Consider the following 16,987-nt stretch of genomic DNA (forward strand, 5'->3'; position numbering starts at 1 on the left):
GGCGGCGGGGTGCCGGGATGGCAGCAGGAACGGAACATGTCGATCACCAATCTTGTTGTTGTCGGAGTTACCGGTCGTTTGCCGGCAGTGGGGTGGATGCTAAGGCGTCAACCTTTCAGCGAGCTTTCGGCGGTGATCGGTGCCGAAAGCGTGGGGATTAAGCGACGAACTGCGGCCGGGCCGCCATGACGGTTCAGCTGGACACAACGCGCATGACCAGCAGCAGGCTGGCGGCGGCGAGCAAGGTCTGCAGGGTAATGATCCCGGCCATCAGGTGGCTGTCGCCGCCGAGTTGGCGGGTCAGCACATAGGCCGTGGGGGCGGTGGGCAGGGCGAAGAACAGTACCAGGATGTTGCTTTCCATGGCCGGTAGGCCGAGCACCTGGGTCACCGCGAAGGCCAGGGCCGGCATGGCAAGCAGGCGCAGGGCGCAATTCCAGGCCAGGGCCGGTACTTCGCCGGCCAGCTCCTGCGGGCGCAGTGCCGCGCCGACGCAGAGCAGGCCAAGCGGCAGGCTGGCCACCGCCAGCAGGTTGAGCAGGCGGTCGGTGCCGCCGGGCAGGCCGAAGCCGGCCAGGTTGACCAGGGCGCCGGCCAGGCAGGCAAGGATCAGAGGATTCTTTGCCACGGGCAGGAGCAGGCCGTGCAGGCTCACACCGCGTTCGGCGGTCAGTGCCCAGACCGACATCAGGTTCACCGTCGGCACCATCAGCGCCAGCATCAATGCGGCTATGGCCAGGCCCTCCTTGCCGTAAAGGCTGCCAATGGCGGCCAGACCCAGGTAGGTGTTGAAGCGCAAGATGCCCTGGGTGACCGCGCCGAAGCGCGCGGCTGGCCAGCCCAGCAGCCGGCGAGTCAGGAGCAGGGCGCTCCAGCCGATGCCGAGTCCAAGGAACACCGCTAGCGCCAGACGGGGCAACGCTGGGTTGTCCAATGGGGCCGTGGCCAGGCTGCTGAAGAGCAGGGCGGGGAACAGGATGAAGTAGTTGAGTCGCTCGGCTGCCGGCCAGAATGCCTCGCCGGGGAAGTCCCAGCGGCGCAGCAGGAAGCCGCCGACGATCAGCGCGAAGAGGGGCCAGAGGGCGTAGAGCAGGGTGGTCATGGTGACATCCGGTCAGGCATGCGCCGCACATCTTCGGCGGCTCGACGGACATTCGCAACCGGCCTGCTAGGGTAACAGTCAGTCTCGATACCGGAGGACACCATGGCCGAACTGCATTCCGGCGGCTGCCATTGCGGGCAGCTGCGCTACGCCGTCGACGCACCACTGAGCGACGTCGCCCACTGCCATTGCTCGATCTGCCGGCGCACCACAGGCGGCATCGTCACCACCTGGGTCACGGTACCGTTGGCGAGCTTCCGCTGGACTGCCGGTATGCCCGCCGAATATGCGTCCTCGGCGAGCTGCGTGCGCTACTTCTGCGCCCACTGCGGCTGCCACCTGGCGCTGTTCACCCAGCTCAGTCCAGACACCATGGACCTGACGATTGCCACCCTGGACCAGCCCGAGGCCGCTCCGGCGAACCGGCATATCTGGGTGAAGAACCGGCTGCCCTGGCTGAGCCTGGATCCGCAGCTGCCGGAGGACGAGGAGGAGAACCTCTGAGCTGGGCTTGGTGGGTATCGCGGATTCGTGGCTAAGAGGCTTCCTGCAGGTTGGGCATCGCTTCGCTCAGCGGCGCGATACCCATCAGCGGTATATCAAGGCAGGGCCAACCCGCCGGCGTCCTTGTGCAGTTGGCGCAGATGCGCGCCGATCTGCTTGAGGTTGGCTTCCGTGGCGTTGAGCTCGGCCATGCGCTGGGGCTCCAGCAGGCTGCGGACCTCGCGGTCGAGGTCGTCGCTGAGGGTGCGCATGGTTTGCTGGCGGCTGCTGCTCTCGGTTTCCAGACGTTGCCATTCGGCGCGTTGCGGCAGGCCGTAGCCGCCGTCCAGCATCTCAGCCGGCCGGCTCAGGTAACCGCTGTTGGCGAGCATTTTCTCGAGGGTACCGCCCGCCTTGGCGAAACGCGTCTGGCCAGCCTGTTCCCTTGAGCTCAGGTAGTTGCGCTTGAGTTCATCCTGGGCCAGTAGCAATTGCCGGCGCTGGGCGGCCTGTTCCAGCAGCAGCAGGGCGGCGCTCGCGCGCAGGTCGGCTTTAGCGAACCAGGGACGGCGTTGCTCGGCAGTCATCTCCAGCCAGTCTTCCACTTTTTCCTGAGGTACCCGCATACGCTCTCGAATGACAGTGAACATGGCTTGGTAGCGGTCTCGGAAGGAGTCGAAGCGGTAGCCCAGGCGCAAGGCCTCCTTTGGGTCCTGCAGTGGCGTTCGGTCGGCGATGCCACGAGCTTCCAGCACCTTCAACAGTCCATTGGGCATGATGCTGTCCAAGTCGCGCAGGGCTGGGTGGCCGGTGCCGCTGCGTAGCAGCTTGAGGGTCTCCACCGCACAGTTGTTGGACAGGAACCAGTAGTCGCCATCGTAGCTCCAGTGCATCTCGGTGGCATGCTCGACCAGAGTTTCGAGTTGGTCGCGTCTGAGCTTGAGCGGCACCGAGGCGAGGCCGCGCAGTTCCACCTTGGTGTATTCCTCGATCACCTGGTGCAGGGGCAGCACGAACAGCCGCGAGGGATAGGCGCCGGTGAGACCGTCCCAGCTGGACAGCTGCACGTCGCCGACAAAGGCGCGGTAGGAAAGCACCAGGTGCTGGTCCAGGTCGAGACGGCAGTCCGGCCCGCGCGGGCGGCCCGGGGCGCAGATCACCAGGCGCAGCATGCTGTGGCCCCAGCGGCTGACCCAGTTCTCGTTGGCTTCGGCGAACAGGTAATCCACCTCGTACACGCGCTCGGGGTCGAGGCGGCCAAGGGGCTGCTTGCCGAAGTCGCGGCCGGCATTGAGGTAGGCATAGCCGTCGGCGCACTCGGCTAGATTCCCCGGCGCCCAGGCGAAATGCGCCTGGTAGTAGCGGTGCAGTGCCGGGCGACGGCAGGCGTAGGCCGGGTCGAGGAGAAAGTACTCCATGTTCACCGCGACGAACTCGCGCGAGTTGCTCAGCTCGTAGATATCCGGGCTGCGCGCCACCTGGTGGTTTTGCAGCTCGCGCTGACCACGCCGGCCGACCTGCTGCTGCCAGCCGGCAAGGTCGAGCAGACGTGGGTCATCGCTGAAGGTGAAGCGGCGTTTGGTCTGTCCGCGGCAGTCCCCCGGCAGGCCTACCTGTCCGGTGCTGCCGGCTTGCAGGCGGCAGCGAAACAATTGCGTTTGGTCGGCAGCGGTCCAGAGTCGTGCGCGGTCATAGAGGTGGGTCAACTCATGGAGGACGGTAGCCAGCACTTCACGGCGAACGGTGCCGTGGGGCCGCCCGGTCTGCTCAAGGGCGGCGCTGCCATCGACCAGGCCGGGTAGCAGCCTGGCATTGAGCTGCAAAGTGTATGGGCTGGTGGCGCGACCGTAACCGTTCTCCGGCAGCTCGTCGCTCCAACTCACCGTGACCTCGCGGTCCAGGCGCTGGATGAATCTGGGGGGTAGGGCGGCGCGGGCCTCGATCAGCAACTGCTCGCTGGCCTGGCGCTGGGGCGGGGTGAGGTCCTCGCCATCGAGTACCAGACGCAATTCGGCCTGGGCCGTCGCTGCGGCCAGCAGGCCCGCCAGGCCAATCAGACGTAGCAGCGTGTTCAACTTCGGGCTCCGGGTCACAGGGCCAGGATGGCTTCCGCCAGGACCTGGTCGCTGGCGTCGCGGGCCTCTGGCAGGCGCGCACGCAGGGTGCTGAAGGCAGCCTCCAGTTGGGCACCACGAATGTCGCCAGCGCTGGCGACGAAGCTGGCAGCGTCGTCACGAGCTGCGAGAACCAGTTTCATGTCACGGACCGAGGTAGTGGTGTCGGAGGTGAAGTCGAGGGAACGGTCCAGCGCACGGACGATGATGTTGCTGGTGGCGACCAGGGTCTGGGCCTGGGCGGTACTGGCCAGCAGGGACAGGGCGGTGGCTGCGACGAACAACGAGCGACGCATGGCGGGTCTCCGTGTGAAGTTTTCAGGGTATTGGACGGTAGAACCCACCGGCAGTTCTCCACCGAGGGTTCAGGGCGCGCAAGGGTAGCGGATGGACCGGACAGGGCCAAGCACAGAGAAGCGGTCGGGCCACGGCTATTGCGAGGCCCGGAGGGTATTTCAGAGGGTCAGGATCGCCTGGGCCAGTTGCAGGTCGCTGGCTGCCAGTTGTGGTTGCAGCGTACGGATGTGCTTGAGCGCGGCTTCCAGGTGGGCGCCGCGGATCTCGCCGGCGCTGGCGACGAAGCTGGCGGCGTCGTCGCGGGCGGCGAGGACGATCTTGTCGTCGTCAAAGGATGAGCTGATGTCGGAGGTCGCCTCCGACGTGGCGGCGAAGGCACCGACCACGGCGTCGGTAGTGACCACGAAGCTGGTTGCCGAGGCGCTGGTGGCGAGTGCGAGCAATGCTGCAGCGCTGAGCAGGCGGAGAGAGGTCATGGTGTGCTCCTTTACTGACCAAGGCGGCGGCGCAGGCGTGCCTCCGCATGGTCTGAAAGACTAGTCAATTCGCGTGCTCGGGACCAGTGCTGGCTTAGCGCCAGAAGGGTTTTTCAAGCTCCATGCAGCGCTCGGCCGGGGTGATGCCAACGTCCGCAAGGGCGCGCCTGTCCAGTTGGGCAAGCTGCTGACGGGTGCGGACATTGCGCAGCCACAGGCTGATGGTGGCGAGAACGCGCAGAGGCCAGGCGCTGTGCTGGCGGTTCTGCTGTGGCAAGACGGTGGCAGTAAGTGTGCGTTCCATGGCGCAGTCCTTCCCGCACAGCTGCGGGGTTTGGTTATGGAGGACCATAATCGCGCCTTCGATCAGGACAGGTCAGTCACAGCAGCGAATAATTGTTCTGTATCAGATCTTGATTAACTAGAACTGTATTGGTCTGATTAGGCGCGGCTGTGTCGGGGGTATTCATGGGGAGGGTGGTCGGGTGCTGCTCCGATTCAGCCTGCATGGATGATTTCCAGGCCGGCATTGATGTTGGGCTTCGCTGCGTTCACCGAACTTCCCGTACGGTCCGCTGGTTCGATCTGCGCAGTTTTCTGGAGCCCAGAAACGACGAAACCCGTCGCTGATGGCGACGGGTTCTGTCGGGGTGTTGCGTTGGGCCTTCGGGCCCGGCCAGCGTCTTAGCGCCAGAAGGGCTTGTTCAGCTCGGCTTCGCGCTGGGCTTCGCTGATGCCGGCGTCGGCCAGCAGGCGGGTGTCCAGCATGGCCAGTTGGTGACGGCTGGCAATGCGACGTTGCCACAGCAGCAGGGTCGAGATGACGCGCAACGGCCAAGCGGTTTGCGAGGTGTGTTCAGCGCTTTCGAAAATCAGGTCGGAACTGAGGGTACGTTCCATGGCAGCAGTCCTTCCCGCTTGTGACGGGGGTTAGGTTTCGTTTCAACTGGTGCCTATGATCTACCCGGAACAGCCGCGACTGTAGTCACAGTTGTCCTAAATTGTGTTGGTCTTACTTAGGGGGCTTATCAACTGTTTTGCTGGAAAATTGCACAGCTGTATGGGTGTCCCGTTGAATAACTCGTTATTGAACGGGATGCCACAGTTTTTCCTGCTGATCTGTCGGATCGCAGGACTTTTGAGCAGTACAGTTCTTGATTTTCAGAAACTGTTTTTTGGCTTCGTTGGCAGAATCGATGGTTACAAGCCTATAACTGTTTCGGTCGGAACGGTTCAGTTGGTGAGCATTTGCCCGGTTTCTTCCAGATTGATATGCCAGGTCAGGGCCTCGCGCAGCAGGTGCGGGGTATGGCCGCCCTTGGCGCAGGCTGCGCTGAAGTAGTTCTGTAGCGGTTGGCGATAGTCCGGGTGCACACAGTTGTCGATGATCACGCGGGCGCGCTCGCGTGGGGCCAGGCCGCGAAGGTCGGCAAGGCCCTGTTCGGTGACGAGGATGTCGACGTCATGCTCGGTATGGTCCACGTGGCTGACCATGGGCACCACGCTGGAGATGGCGCCACCCTTGGCAACGGACTTGGTGACGAAGATCGCCAGGTGTGCGTTGCGGGCGAAGTCACCGGAGCCGCCAATGCCGTTCATCATCTTCGTGCCACCCACATGCGTAGAGTTGACGTTGCCGTACAGGTCGAACTCCAGGGCAGTGTTGATGCCGATGATCCCGAGGCGACGCACCACTTCCGGGTGGTTGGAGATTTCCTGTGGGCGAAGTACCAGCTTGTCCTTGTAGCGTTCGAGGTTGTCGAACACATCGGCGTTGCGACGGCTGGAGAGGGTGATGGAGCTACCCGAGGCGAAGCGCAGCTTGCCGGCATCGATCAGGTCGAAGGTGGAGTCCTGCAGCACCTCGGAGTACATGGTGAGATCTTCGAAGGGGGAGTCGATCAGCCCGCACATCACGGCGTTGGCGATGCTGCCGATACCCGCCTGCAGCGGCGCCAGGTTATTGCTCATGCGCCCAGCGGCCACTTCGCACTTGAAGAAGTCGATCAGGTGGTCGGCAATGGCCTGCGTGTCATCGTCTGGCGGCAGCACGGTGGACAATGAGTCCGGCTGGTTGGTGATAACGATGCCGACGATCTTCGCCGGGTCGATCGGAATGGCAGTGCTGCCGATGCGATCATCCACCTTGACTAGCGGGATCGGTGTGCGGGTCGGCCGGTAGGTCGGGATGTAGATGTCGTGCAGGCCTTCCAGGTTGGGCTTGTGCGCGAGGTTGATCTCGACAATCACGCGTTTGGCGAAGATCGCAAAACTGGCGGAGTTGCCCACTGAAGTAGTGGGCACGATGTGGCCCTGCTCGGTGATGGCCACGGCCTCAATCACCGCGATGTCCGGCAGCTTGAGCTGGTGGTTGCGCAGCAGTTCGACGGTTTCCGAGAGGTGCTGGTCAATGAACATCACCTCGCCTGCGTTGATTGCCTTGCGCAGGGTGCTGTCCACCTGGAAGGGCATGCGCCGTGCCAGTACGCCTGCTTCGGTGAGCTGCTTGTCGAGGTCGTTACCGAGGCTGGCGCCGGTCATCAAGCTGATCTGCAGCGGATGGGCCTTGGCGCGTTCGGCCAGGGCATGCGGCACGGCCTTGGCCTCGCCGGCGCGGGTGAAGCCGCTCATGCCGACGGTCATGCCGTCTTCGATCAGGGCAGCGGCGTCGGCCGCACTCATCACTTTGCCCAGCAGGGAGGGCAGGCGCACTCGATCACGGTACATGGGGGAAAACCTCGGACAACGGGACGAGGTGCGAAGTCTAGGGGGTAGGACGGCGGCCGACTTCTATACCAAGGTCGAAGAAATGGCTCTATTCAGGGCCTTCTGTCGGTTGTAGGGGCTCTCAGTCCGGCCATTGATTGCTAGTAACAGCTAACGCAGACATAGCCAATGAATTCACACCCACAGGAAAACCGGGTCGGCGAAATGGAAAACCCCGGCACAAGGCCGGGGTTTCGAGTGGAGCAGGGCAGGGGATCAGTCCACTGCCTTGACCATGTCCTCGATGACCTTCTTCGCGTCGCCGAACACCATCATGGTCTTGTCCATATAGAACAGTTCGTTATCCAGGCCGGCATATCCGCTGGCCATGGAGCGCTTGTTGACGATGATGGTCTTGGCCTTGAAGGCCTCAAGGATCGGCATGCCGGCGATGGGCGACTTGGGATCGTTCTTCGCCGCCGGGTTGACCACGTCGTTGGCGCCGAGTACCAGGACCACGTCGGCCTGGCCGAACTCGGAGTTGATGTCCTCCATCTCGAACACCTGCTCGTAAGGCACTTCGGCCTCGGCCAGCAGGACGTTCATGTGGCCCGGCATACGACCCGCCACCGGGTGGATCGCATATTTCACATTGACGCCACGATGGGTCAGCTTCTCGGACAGCTCCATCAGCGCGTGCTGGGCACGGGCCACTGCCAGGCCGTAGCCGGGAACGATGATCACGCTGTCGGCGTTGGTCAGCAGGAAGGCGGCGTCGTCGCTGGAACCAGACTTCACCGGACGCTGCTCCGTGCTCCCTGCAGCGGCTCCCGCATCGGCTTCGGCGCCGAAGCCACCGAGGATGACGTTGAAGAAGGAGCGGTTCATCGCCTTGCACATGATGTAGGAGAGGATCGCACCCGAGGAGCCGACCAGTGAGCCGGCGATGATCAGCATCGAGTTGTTCAGCGAGAAGCCGATACCAGCCGCCGCCCATCCCGAGTAGCTGTTCAGCATGGACACCACCACCGGCATGTCGGCACCGCCGATCGGGATGATGATCAGCACGCCAATGACGAAGGCCAGAGCTACCAGCAGGGCGAAGGCGCCGATATTGCCGGTGAGAGTGAAGTACAGGCCCAGGCCGACGATGCCCAGGCCAACCAGCAGGTTCAGCTTGTGCTGGCCGGCGAATTGCACCGGGGCACCCTGGAACAGGCGGAACTTGTACTTGCCGGACAGCTTGCCGAAGGCAATCACCGAGCCGGAGAAGGTGATGGCACCGATGGCCGCGCCAAGGAACAGTTCCAGGCGGTTACCGGCCGGGATGGCGTCGCCCAGGGCGGCGACGATGCCCAGGGATTGCGGCTCGACCACGGCGGCAATGGCAATGAATACCGCAGCCAGACCGATCATGCTGTGCATGAAGGCGACCAGCTCCGGCATCTTGGTCATTTCGACGCGCTTGGCCATGATCGAACCAGCCGTGCCGCCGACCAGCAGGCCGACGATCACGTAGCCGATGCCCTGGGTCGCCAGCTCGGCGCCCAGCTTATAGATGAGGCCAACGGTGGTGAGCACGGCGATGGCCATGCCGATCATGCCGAACAGGTTGCCGCGACGCGACGAGGTCGGGTGCGACAGGCCCTTCAGTGCCTGAATGAAGCACACCGAGGCGACGAGGTAGAGAACAGTGATCAGGTTCATGCTCATGGTCAGTGTTTCTCCGCAGCCGCTTTCGGCGCTTTCTTCTTGAACATTTCCAGCATGCGTCGGGTGACCAGGAAGCCACCGAAGACGTTGACCGCGGCCAGGGCCACGGCCAGGGTGCCCATGGTTTTGCCCAGCGGGGTCACGGTGAGGGCGGCGGCCAGCATGGCGCCGACGATCACGATGGCCGAGATGGCGTTGGTCACGGCCATCAGCGGAGTGTGCAGGGCGGGAGTTACGTTCCACACTACGTGGTAGCCGACGTAGATGGCCAGCACGAAGATGATCACGTTGTAGATGCCGTCAGAAATCAGATCCATGTCCGCTTCCCCTTAGCCGTTGGTACGAACGACTTGTCCGTCGCGGCACATCAGGCACGCGGCGACGATGTCGTCTTCGAGGTTGAGGTGGAACTGGCCGTCCTTGTCGATGACCAGCTTGAGGAAGTCCAGCAGGTTGCGCGCGTACAGGGCGGAAGCGTCTGCCGGCACCATAGCGGCCAGGTTGCTGTGGCCGACGATGGTCACGCCATGCTTGACCACCACCTGCTCGGCTTCGGTCAGCGGGCAGTTACCACCTTGCGCTGCCGCCAGGTCGATGACCACCGAGCCCGGCTTCATTTCTGTGACGGTGGCTTCGTGCAGCAGGGTCGGCGCCTTGCGGCCCGGAATCAGCGCGGTGGTGATGACGATATCGGCCTGCTTGGCCCGTTCGTGCACGGCCTTGGCCTGACGCTCCATCCAGGATGCCGGCATGGGGCGAGCATAGCCGCCAACGCCCTGGGCGCATTCGCGCTCTTCGTCGGTCTCGAAGGGCACGTCGACGAATTTGGCGCCGAGGGATTCGATCTGTTCCTTCACCGCCGGGCGCACATCGGAGGCCTCGATCACCGCACCCAGGCGCTTGGCCGTGGCGATGGCCTGCAGGCCGGCGACGCCAGCGCCGAGGATCAGCACGCGGGCAGCCTTGACGGTGCCGGCGGCGGTCATCAGCATCGGCATGAAGCGCGGATAGTGGTTAGCCGCGAGCATCACTGCCTTGTAGCCGGCGATGTTGGCCTGCGAGGACAGCACGTCGAGGCTCTGCGCACGGGAGGTGCGCGGTGCCGCTTCGAGGGCGAAGGCGGTGATGCCGCGTGCGTTCATGCGCGCAATGGTTTCGTTGCTGAAGGGGTTGAGCATGCCGACCAGCACGGCGCCAGCGCGCATGTGCTCCAGTTCGGCATCGGTCGGGGCAACTACTTTCAGCACGAGGTCGGCACCGAAGGCGGCGGCATCATTGCCGATGGTGGCGCCAACGGCGACATAGGCGCTGTCCGGGATGCAGGCGCTGACGCCTGCTCCGCTCTGGACCGTCACCTGATGGCCTTGGCCGACCAGCTTCTTGATGGTCTCGGGCGTCGCGGCAACCCGCGTCTCCCCAGCGTGGGTTTCGAGAGGAACACCGATGTGCACTTCAAATCTCCTGCGTGATCGATCTGGTGAACCAGCACACTACGGATGGTGCACTGGCAAGGGCGGATCAGCACTACCGCAAGGCCGCGAGCCTTGAGGCGCGGCATTTTGCAGGTGAACCGCGGGTGCTTCAAGAAGTTCTGAAGCCAAACGCGGTGTTAACTACAAGTCACGTTTAGACCGACTGTATCGAGCTTCCGGGCAAAGGCCCGTCCGCTCTGGTGTACACGCCTGTTTGCAGATCCAGCCCGAGGAGAATCTCATCCCCATCGTGAATAGGCCGCCATCAAAGCGGCCCCATGCGAGCTTGTAGCCCTGAGCATCCTGCCGCTAATGGCTCTGGCACTGTTAATCAGACTTTTTAATAGTTGCCATAAGGAGGCGGATTTCGGGCTTCTGTAGCTAAAAAAAATGCCTGACTACAGGGTCAAGAATTACTTGGAAGCCATTTCCGAAGCGAGTGGGGTGTTGGGTGAGCTTTTTTGTGGGGAGCGAGTTCATTCGCCAGGCAGGCCTGTGGACGGCCCTTCAGCTTACCAATGACCGCTTTGCGGTCATTGGTGAACCAGTTGTCACCCCTATCCGGTGGACTCAAATGCGCGCCCGGATTGGGTCAGGCTAGCAAGCCCAGACTCTTGGCGCGCATCACTGCCTGGGTGCGTCGTTTCACGCCGAGTTTACTGTTGATCTTCTTGGTGTGGGTTTTCACCGTATTCACCGAGATGAACAGGCAGGTGCCGATTTCCTGGTTGGAGAAGCCCTCGGCGAGTAGTTGCAGGACCGCGCGCTCGCGCTGGCTGAGCAGGCCGTCCGGATCGGTATTGCCAGGAGTCGGGATATCGCTGCCGACCGCGCAGTCCCGCAGCAAGCCCTGCATGCCCAGGCATTCCGCCTGTTCGCGGGCCTGACGTTCGAGATTGCCGGCATTGGCGCGTAGCAGGCTGCGTCCCGCCTCTGCCAAAGTCAGCTGCACCTCGCAGGCCAGGGGTATGAAGTGCAGGGCCTTGCAGCGTTCCAGCAAAGCCTGCAGTTCCGTCTCGGCCTGTTCCGCCTTGCCGGCCGCCAGATGCAGGCGAGCCAGCAGCAGCTGGTTGCGCAAAGGTAGGCTTGGATAGTCGAGCGGAGCCATCCAGGGTCGCTCGCCGATGAAGTAGCGCTGGATGCGCAATGCCACCGGCTCGATGCGTTCCCAGCGGCCCTGGCGCGCCAGGACTCGCATGCTCTGCAGGTTCAGCACACCGCTGTAGGAGTATCGCCAGACCTGGCGGCAGTGCATTTGCCGCTCCGCCTCGCGCAGGTGCTGGAAAGCCTGGTCGAACTCGCCTCGGCGAGCGTGCAGTTCGGCCAGGCCAAGATAGCCATGCAAGGCGAAAGGGTCAGCGCACCCCAGGGCCTGCTCCAGGCCCTGCAGCAGAATCTGCTCGGCCTCTGGCAGCTCGCCGCGGATTAAGTGCAGCTCGGCCCGCACGAGCTTGAGGCGCCCTAGCAGCAGGGCGTCGATGGCTTTGCGTTGGTTGATCAGGGCGAAGCTCTGTTCGATCAGCGCCTCGGTGCGATTGAATTCGCCGCGCAATAGCAGCAGGCGAATACGGTCGAGGTTGATCAGCACTTCGAACAGCAGACTGCCCTGGCGCCTGGCAATCTCCAGCGCCTTGTGCAGGTAGGCGGGTGCCTGGTCCGGCACGCCGCTGGCCATGGCGATGCGGGCCAGGACGGAGTAGCAGAGCAGGATCGGCATCCAGTCGCGCTCGGGCAAGTGCTCCAGCGCCTGGCGGCAATGCTGGGCTGCCATTTCAGGCCACTGGCCGCGCAGGGCAGTGAGCACGCCATGCAGGGCCTGCCAGTTGGCCAGCAGCCTGCGGTTACGCTCAGGGTCGAACTGGGGCAGGAAGTGCCCCAGCTTCTCGATGCAGGCTTCGGCCTCGTCCAGGCGCCACGCCAGCAACAGGGCCCAGGCATTGAGCGTGAGCAGGCGCGGGGTGCTCTCCAGAAGGACGCTGGGCAGTCGCGCACGCCAGGCCAGCAGATGGGCCAGGTGCTGCTCACCGGTCAGCCATTCCTGGCCAAGCCGCTCCAAGTAGTTGGCGGCGGCTTCCAACTGGCCGGCGCAGAGCGCTTGTTCGATTGCGTCCTCGACCTGGCCGGCGGCGATGAACATGCGGCAGGCGCGCAGGTGCAGCTGATTGGCGGCGGCTTCGCTGATGCGGCTGCGCAGGGCGCGTGCCACGGCGGGTAGTACGCGATACCAGGTGCCGTGTTCATCCAACGGCATGCAGAACGATTGCTGCGCCAGCAAACGTTCGAACAGGGCTGCGCCGTCGCCATCCTCCCAGAGGTGCTGGCAGAGTGCGGCTGAGACCTTCGGCAGGTGCGCAAGCGCGATCAGGCATTGGGCCTCGTCCGGCGCCAGGCGGCTGAGCAGTTCGTGGTCGAGGTATTCCTTCAGCCAGCAATGCGGGCTTGCCGAGCTGCCCGCCGGGAGCATGGCTGAGAGCTGGAGGCGCACGCCGGCGCACCAGCCTTCTGTCTCCTGCCAGAGCTCGTCACGCACAGCGGGGCTGCTGGACGGCGCCAGCAGTTCCATGAGTTGTTCGTGCTGTTCGCGGTCCAGGGCCAGGCCCGTGGTGTCGAGTTCGAGGAGTTCGCCGGCCAGCAGCAGGCGAGGGAGGTTCCAGGCTGGGCGCTGGCGGGCGCTGACCAGTAGCCGGAACTTGGGCTGTGCCCTCGCCAGCAGGTGGTCGATGCAGTCATCCAGGTCGGCCGGTGGCTGGCGCGGATAGTCGTCCAGGATCAGCCAGACCCGCTCGCCGCGTTGCCCCAGCAGCTCTTGCAAGGCTTGGGCGGGTGGTACCTGGGGAATGGATTCCTGCAGTTCAGCGGCCAGTTGCGCAAGGAGTTGTTCGGGAGAGAGGGGCAGCCCGGCGAGATTCAGCCAGACGATCCGTCCAGGCTCGGGTTGAGCGCGGAGGAATTCATTGAGCAGCACGCTTTTGCCAAACCCTGCGGGCGCGCAGAGCAGGCGTAGGCGGGCGTCCTGGGCTTGCAGGCACTGCACCAGTCGAGGGCGTGGAACGTGCGCCGGGGGCAGGCGTGGCAGGTTGGCCGCGGCGCTGCATGGGCCGAAGTTGCGGTCTGGCATGGCGGTTCTCACGACGTTGTTGTTATGGCTGAACCGAGCCAGGGCAGACTAGAACGGCGTATGGCCGTAAAGAAGCAGCATGGATATGACTGATGCCGCGTTATAAGGCAGCAGCGCGGACAAGGACGACGCCCCGTGTGCGGGGCGTCGTAGAGAGGGCTTAGCGGATGCCGGCGTTGCGCAGGGCGGCCGGGGTGTAGTCGGCGCCGTTGGCGGCGAAGCCGAACTCGATGCCGTGCTTCTCTTCGTTCTTCATCCCGAGGGCGATGTAGCGGCCGGCGATGAGGTCGTAAAGCGATTCGAGCGCATAGGAGCTGACCTGCCGCTGGAAGTGGTAGCTCGCATGGCCCTCGCCGACGCGCCACAGCTGGCCGCGGCCGTCGTAGTGGTCGGCGTAGGCGATCTGCCAGCTGTCTTCGTCAATGAAGTAGTGACGCTTGGCATAGATGTGCCGTTCGCCCGTCTTGAGGGTGGCGACCACTTCCCAGACGCGGTGCAGCTCGTAACGGGTCAGGTCCTGGTTGATGTGGCCCGGCTGGATGATGTCCTTGTACTTGAGCGCGGGCGATTCCAGCTTGTAGCTGTTGTAGGGGATATACATCTCCTTCTTGCCCACCAGCTTCCAGTCGTAGCGGTCGGGAGCGCCGGAGAACATGTCGAAGTTGTCGGAGGTGCGCATGCCGTCGGCGGCGGTGCCGGGGCCGTCATACGCCACTTGCGGAGCACGGCGCACACGGCGTTGGCCGGCGTTGTAGAGCCAGGCCAGGCGCGGCTCTTTCACCTGGTCGATGGTCTCATGGACCAGCAGCACGTTGCCGGCCAGACGCGAGGGGGCCAGTACGCGCTGCTTGAAGTAGAGCAGGACATTGCTGGCCTTGTCCTGATCCAGCGCCTGCATCTCGGAGGGGAAGGCGACTTCGTCCTGGAACTGTACCGGCGTGAAGGAGCCATTGGTTTGCGGAGTCGCTTGTACCACCAGGCGTCGTGCGTTGCCGCCCCGGTAGCGGGTGATGTGGTTCCAGAGCACCTGCACGCCATCCTTGGGAATCGGGAAAGCGTAGTAATGGCTCTCAGCAAAGTTGGACAGGCCATTGCCACCGTCCACCGCCTGGGTGTTCACCGCGCTCTGCTTGGCGGCGTCATAGATGGCTTGCGGCGCAGCCGTGGTGCGGTGGCTCGGATAGACCGGGATCTTGTAGGTACCGGCATAGCGCTTGAACATCGCCAGCTGGCCGGGGGACAACTTGTCCTTGTACTGCTCGACGTTGGCGGCGGTGATGGTGAACAGCGGCTGCTCGTTGGCGAACGGGTCGCCGATGAAGCCACGGGTGTCCACGGTGGCGGCATTGGTCGGCAGGCCGCCGGTCCAGGCCGGGATGCTGCCATCGGCGTTACCGGCCTTCTCGGCGCCCAGTGGCGTGAGGCTGGCGCCCAGTTCAGCCGCTTCCTCCTGGGATACGGCAGCCATGACGTTGGCGGCCAGCAGGCTCAGGGCCAGCACGCTGCTTTGCAGGAATCTTGTGCTTGTCATTGTGTGAGTCCTTGCGATCAGGTCAGAAGTTGAGGCCGAAACTGAGGGCGACGAAGTCGCGGTCAGTGGTGGGGTTGTAGTGGCCGCCGAAGAAGTCGGTGTAGCTGACGTTGGCGGTGTAGGTGTTCTGGTATTCGGCGTTCAGGCCGAGGCTGATGGCCTTGGAGCCCTCGTTGAAGTTCGGGCCGTAGCCGTCTACGTCGTGGGACCAGGCGATGCTCGGGGTAAGGTTGATGCCGGCGAAGACGTTGCTGTAGTCCAGGCTGGCGCGAGCGCGGTAGCCCCAGGAGCCGCTGGTGTAGAAGCCTTTGTCGTTGCACTCGCGCTGGGCTGGGCTGGCAGCGGTCAGTGCCAGGCAGACGGCCTGGGAGGACAATTGGCCGGGGCCGTAGATCGGGTCGCGGCCGAAACGCAGCTCGCCGATATCGTCATCGATGCCGCCGATGTGGTTGTAACCCACCTCGGCCACCAGGGTGAGGCGGCTGGCGCCCATGACCTGGTCAACGAACTGGGTTGCAGTGACCTGGGCTTGGGTGACGGGCTTGCGTTCGTAACCGTGCAGGTCGGCACCGGCCACGTTACGCGCGTGTCCGCTTTCGAACACTGGCGAGTTCGGTACGCCAAGGGCGGCGAAGGATAGGTCGGTGCTGTTGATCTGCAGTGGCATGTTCGGCCGGTAGCTGATCTCACCCGCCACTGAGGTGCCCTCGACGTTGGTCTGGAAGCTCAAGCCATAGAGACGGATGTCTTCCGGGTATTCGATGAAATAGCGCGCGCCGGGAGCGCCGGGGATGATCAGTGCGCTCGGTCGGGTGGTACGGATGGTGCTGAACACCGGGCCGCGGCTGTGGTAGTTCATCGCATAGGCGCCGAACTCGGTGTCGTTCAGCTCCGGGATGAACCAGCGCAGGGCCACGCCGAACTGGCCACTGTCACGGGCATCGCGGTCCCCCGCGCGTGGAATATAGAGCGTGCCGCCGGTGTTGGTGGAAACCCCCGGTGGCAGGTCCGGACCTGCAACGATCAGGCGATCCGTGCAACCATCGGCGACCACGTCGGAGGTGGAGAAGAAGGTGCCGCAGTTGTCGACGACGGTCTGGTCCCACTCCAGTTGGTAGAAAGCCTCGGCGGAGAGACTGTCGGTCAGGCTCTGCGACAGGTAGAGCATGTTGACCGGAATCAGACCTTCCTTGATCTCGGCGCCGGGGCGGCGGAAGGCGGCGACGTCGATCGGGTTGATCGAGTTGATGCTATTGCCGATGAAGGTGCTCTCGCCCCAGCTGACCACCTGCTTGCCGACGCGGAAGCTGCCCGGCAGGTCGGCTAGCTGATAGTTGTGATAGAAGAACGCGTCGAGGAGTTCGGCGCCGGAAGCCTGGGCGCCTGGCTTGCGGTCATGGTCGTCGATGTCATAGAAGAGGCGGCTTTCGTCCTTCAGCTCGAAGTCGTACCAGTACTTGCCTCGCAGGAACACGCCCGAATCGCCGTACTTCAGTTCCAGGTCGTGGATGCCTTTGAAGATCTTGGAGAAAGTTTCGCCTTTCTTGAAGTTCAGCCGGCCGTCGTCCGAGGTGCGCGACAGGGCTTCGCCGCCACTGGCGGTGGAGATGAATTCCGGGTCTGCCGAGCGGACAGCCCAGCTGGCGCCAACCGACAGCGAGGAGTCGAATTGCGCCTCGATTTCGCCGATGTTGAAGCTGATGGCTGAGGCCTGGGCGCTGCAGCCCAGGGCAATGGCGGCGGCCAGCGAGTGCGGCCGGAAGATTCCGCGCATTGTTCTTGTTGTCATGCGGCTCTCCAGAGAGGATTAAGGAGGCCTCATGCTAATCAGCCAAAAGTCTGCCCATAACTGCCTGAATGGGCGATTTCACCTATCACCCAAAGGGGTGAGAAAGCCAGCTTCCAAGGCTTTGGTCGAGCGCTGATTCGCTTTCGGTCGTCTGTCGGCGGTGGGCGCTGATACCTCGGGTTACAG

Annotated in this window: 15 protein-coding genes; 2 read left to right on the forward strand and 13 right to left on the reverse strand. The window is 63.7% G+C overall.

The features are described from left to right. The first annotated feature begins 36 nt into the window (after positions 1-36). Complete coding sequence (locus OXH74_RS08655) at positions 37-189, forward strand: hypothetical protein (protein ID WP_375740857.1); 153 nt, start codon at positions 37-39, stop codon at positions 187-189. 4 nt (positions 190-193) lie between these two features. On the opposite strand, the gene OXH74_RS08660 is transcribed toward OXH74_RS08655, so the two are convergent. Next, positions 194-1,102: an AEC family transporter gene (locus OXH74_RS08660; protein WP_375740858.1), complete on the reverse strand. Its 909-nt coding sequence runs from the start codon at positions 1,100-1,102 to the stop codon at positions 194-196. A 102-nt stretch (positions 1,103-1,204) separates the two neighbouring features. Here OXH74_RS08660 and OXH74_RS08665 point away from each other — a divergent pair, with 102 nt between their 5' ends. Further along, positions 1,205-1,606, forward strand: coding sequence for a GFA family protein (locus tag OXH74_RS08665; RefSeq protein ID WP_375740859.1), 402 nt, complete (start codon positions 1,205-1,207; stop codon positions 1,604-1,606). A 95-nt stretch (positions 1,607-1,701) separates the two neighbouring features. Here OXH74_RS08665 and OXH74_RS08670 read toward each other — a convergent pair whose 3' ends face one another. The 12 genes from OXH74_RS08670 to OXH74_RS08725 all read right to left on the reverse strand — a co-directional run bounded on the left by OXH74_RS08670 (position 1,702) and on the right by OXH74_RS08725 (position 16,801). Continuing rightward, positions 1,702-3,660 (reverse strand): DUF4105 domain-containing protein, encoded by a 1,959-nt coding sequence (locus tag OXH74_RS08670; RefSeq protein WP_375740860.1) that lies wholly within the window; start codon positions 3,658-3,660, stop codon positions 1,702-1,704. A 14-nt stretch (positions 3,661-3,674) separates the two neighbouring features. Then, complete coding sequence (locus OXH74_RS08675; protein ID WP_375740861.1) at positions 3,675-3,995, reverse strand: DUF2388 domain-containing protein; 321 nt, start codon at positions 3,993-3,995, stop codon at positions 3,675-3,677. A gap of 159 nt (positions 3,996-4,154) precedes the next feature. Further along, the gene (locus tag OXH74_RS08680; protein WP_215376173.1) at positions 4,155-4,472 is read right to left on the reverse strand and encodes a DUF2388 domain-containing protein; all 318 of its coding nucleotides are present in this window, start codon (positions 4,470-4,472) and stop codon (positions 4,155-4,157) included. Positions 4,473-4,566: 94 nt separating this feature from the next. Continuing rightward, complete coding sequence (locus OXH74_RS08685) at positions 4,567-4,776, reverse strand: DUF1127 domain-containing protein (protein WP_375740862.1); 210 nt, start codon at positions 4,774-4,776, stop codon at positions 4,567-4,569. Between the two features lie 380 nt (positions 4,777-5,156). Beyond that, positions 5,157-5,372 carry a DUF1127 domain-containing protein gene (locus tag OXH74_RS08690; RefSeq protein ID WP_375740863.1) on the reverse strand — a complete coding sequence of 72 codons (216 nt, stop codon included), beginning with the start codon at positions 5,370-5,372 and terminating at the stop codon, positions 5,157-5,159. Positions 5,373-5,705: 333 nt separating this feature from the next. Beyond that, a complete protein-coding gene (locus tag OXH74_RS08695; RefSeq protein ID WP_375740864.1) occupies positions 5,706-7,199 on the reverse strand; it encodes an acetyl-CoA hydrolase/transferase family protein in 1,494 nt (497 codons plus the stop codon). 255 nt (positions 7,200-7,454) lie between these two features. Further along, positions 7,455-8,891, reverse strand: a complete 1,437-nt coding sequence (locus OXH74_RS08700; protein ID WP_375740865.1) for an NAD(P)(+) transhydrogenase (Re/Si-specific) subunit beta — start codon at positions 8,889-8,891, stop codon at positions 7,455-7,457. 2 nt (positions 8,892-8,893) lie between these two features. Next, complete coding sequence (locus OXH74_RS08705; protein WP_215376190.1) at positions 8,894-9,208, reverse strand: NAD(P) transhydrogenase subunit alpha; 315 nt, start codon at positions 9,206-9,208, stop codon at positions 8,894-8,896. A 12-nt stretch (positions 9,209-9,220) separates the two neighbouring features. Next, entirely contained in the window at positions 9,221-10,342 is a 1,122-nt protein-coding gene (locus OXH74_RS08710; protein WP_375740866.1) for a Re/Si-specific NAD(P)(+) transhydrogenase subunit alpha, read from the reverse strand. Positions 10,343-10,955: 613 nt separating this feature from the next. Continuing rightward, positions 10,956-13,481, reverse strand: a complete 2,526-nt coding sequence (locus tag OXH74_RS08715; RefSeq protein WP_375740867.1) for a LuxR C-terminal-related transcriptional regulator — start codon at positions 13,479-13,481, stop codon at positions 10,956-10,958. Positions 13,482-13,641: 160 nt separating this feature from the next. Continuing rightward, complete coding sequence (locus OXH74_RS08720; protein WP_375740868.1) at positions 13,642-15,012, reverse strand: DUF1329 domain-containing protein; 1,371 nt, start codon at positions 15,010-15,012, stop codon at positions 13,642-13,644. Between the two features lie 22 nt (positions 15,013-15,034). Beyond that, positions 15,035-16,801, reverse strand: coding sequence for a DUF1302 domain-containing protein (locus tag OXH74_RS08725; RefSeq protein WP_375740869.1), 1,767 nt, complete (start codon positions 16,799-16,801; stop codon positions 15,035-15,037). Positions 16,802-16,987 lie beyond the last annotated feature (186 nt).

The sequence above is a fragment of the Metapseudomonas boanensis genome, from assembly GCF_042232855.1.
Taxonomy (GTDB): Bacteria; Pseudomonadota; Gammaproteobacteria; order Pseudomonadales; family Pseudomonadaceae; genus Metapseudomonas; species Metapseudomonas boanensis.

What these genes read in the sequence shown, in the direction of transcription:
- OXH74_RS08655 (WP_375740857.1), top strand. Translation starts at nt 37, where the DNA reads ATGTCGATCACCAATCTTGTTGTTGTCGGAGTTACCGGTCGTTTGCCG.
- OXH74_RS08660 (WP_375740858.1), bottom strand. Translation starts at nt 1,102, where the DNA reads ATGACCACCCTGCTCTACGCCCTCTGGCCCCTCTTCGCGCTGATCGTC.
- OXH74_RS08665 (WP_375740859.1), top strand. Translation starts at nt 1,205, where the DNA reads ATGGCCGAACTGCATTCCGGCGGCTGCCATTGCGGGCAGCTGCGCTAC.
- OXH74_RS08675 (WP_375740861.1), bottom strand. Translation starts at nt 3,995, where the DNA reads ATGCGTCGCTCGTTGTTCGTCGCAGCCACCGCCCTGTCCCTGCTGGCC.
- OXH74_RS08680 (WP_215376173.1), bottom strand. Translation starts at nt 4,472, where the DNA reads ATGACCTCTCTCCGCCTGCTCAGCGCTGCAGCATTGCTCGCACTCGCC.
- OXH74_RS08685 (WP_375740862.1), bottom strand. Translation starts at nt 4,776, where the DNA reads ATGGAACGCACACTTACTGCCACCGTCTTGCCACAGCAGAACCGCCAG.
- OXH74_RS08690 (WP_375740863.1), bottom strand. Translation starts at nt 5,372, where the DNA reads ATGGAACGTACCCTCAGTTCCGACCTGATTTTCGAAAGCGCTGAACAC.
- OXH74_RS08695 (WP_375740864.1), bottom strand. Translation starts at nt 7,199, where the DNA reads ATGTACCGTGATCGAGTGCGCCTGCCCTCCCTGCTGGGCAAAGTGATG.
- OXH74_RS08700 (WP_375740865.1), bottom strand. Translation starts at nt 8,891, where the DNA reads ATGAGCATGAACCTGATCACTGTTCTCTACCTCGTCGCCTCGGTGTGC.
- OXH74_RS08705 (WP_215376190.1), bottom strand. Translation starts at nt 9,208, where the DNA reads ATGGATCTGATTTCTGACGGCATCTACAACGTGATCATCTTCGTGCTG.
- OXH74_RS08715 (WP_375740867.1), bottom strand. Translation starts at nt 13,481, where the DNA reads ATGCCAGACCGCAACTTCGGCCCATGCAGCGCCGCGGCCAACCTGCCA.
- OXH74_RS08720 (WP_375740868.1), bottom strand. Translation starts at nt 15,012, where the DNA reads ATGACAAGCACAAGATTCCTGCAAAGCAGCGTGCTGGCCCTGAGCCTG.
- OXH74_RS08725 (WP_375740869.1), bottom strand. Translation starts at nt 16,801, where the DNA reads ATGACAACAAGAACAATGCGCGGAATCTTCCGGCCGCACTCGCTGGCC.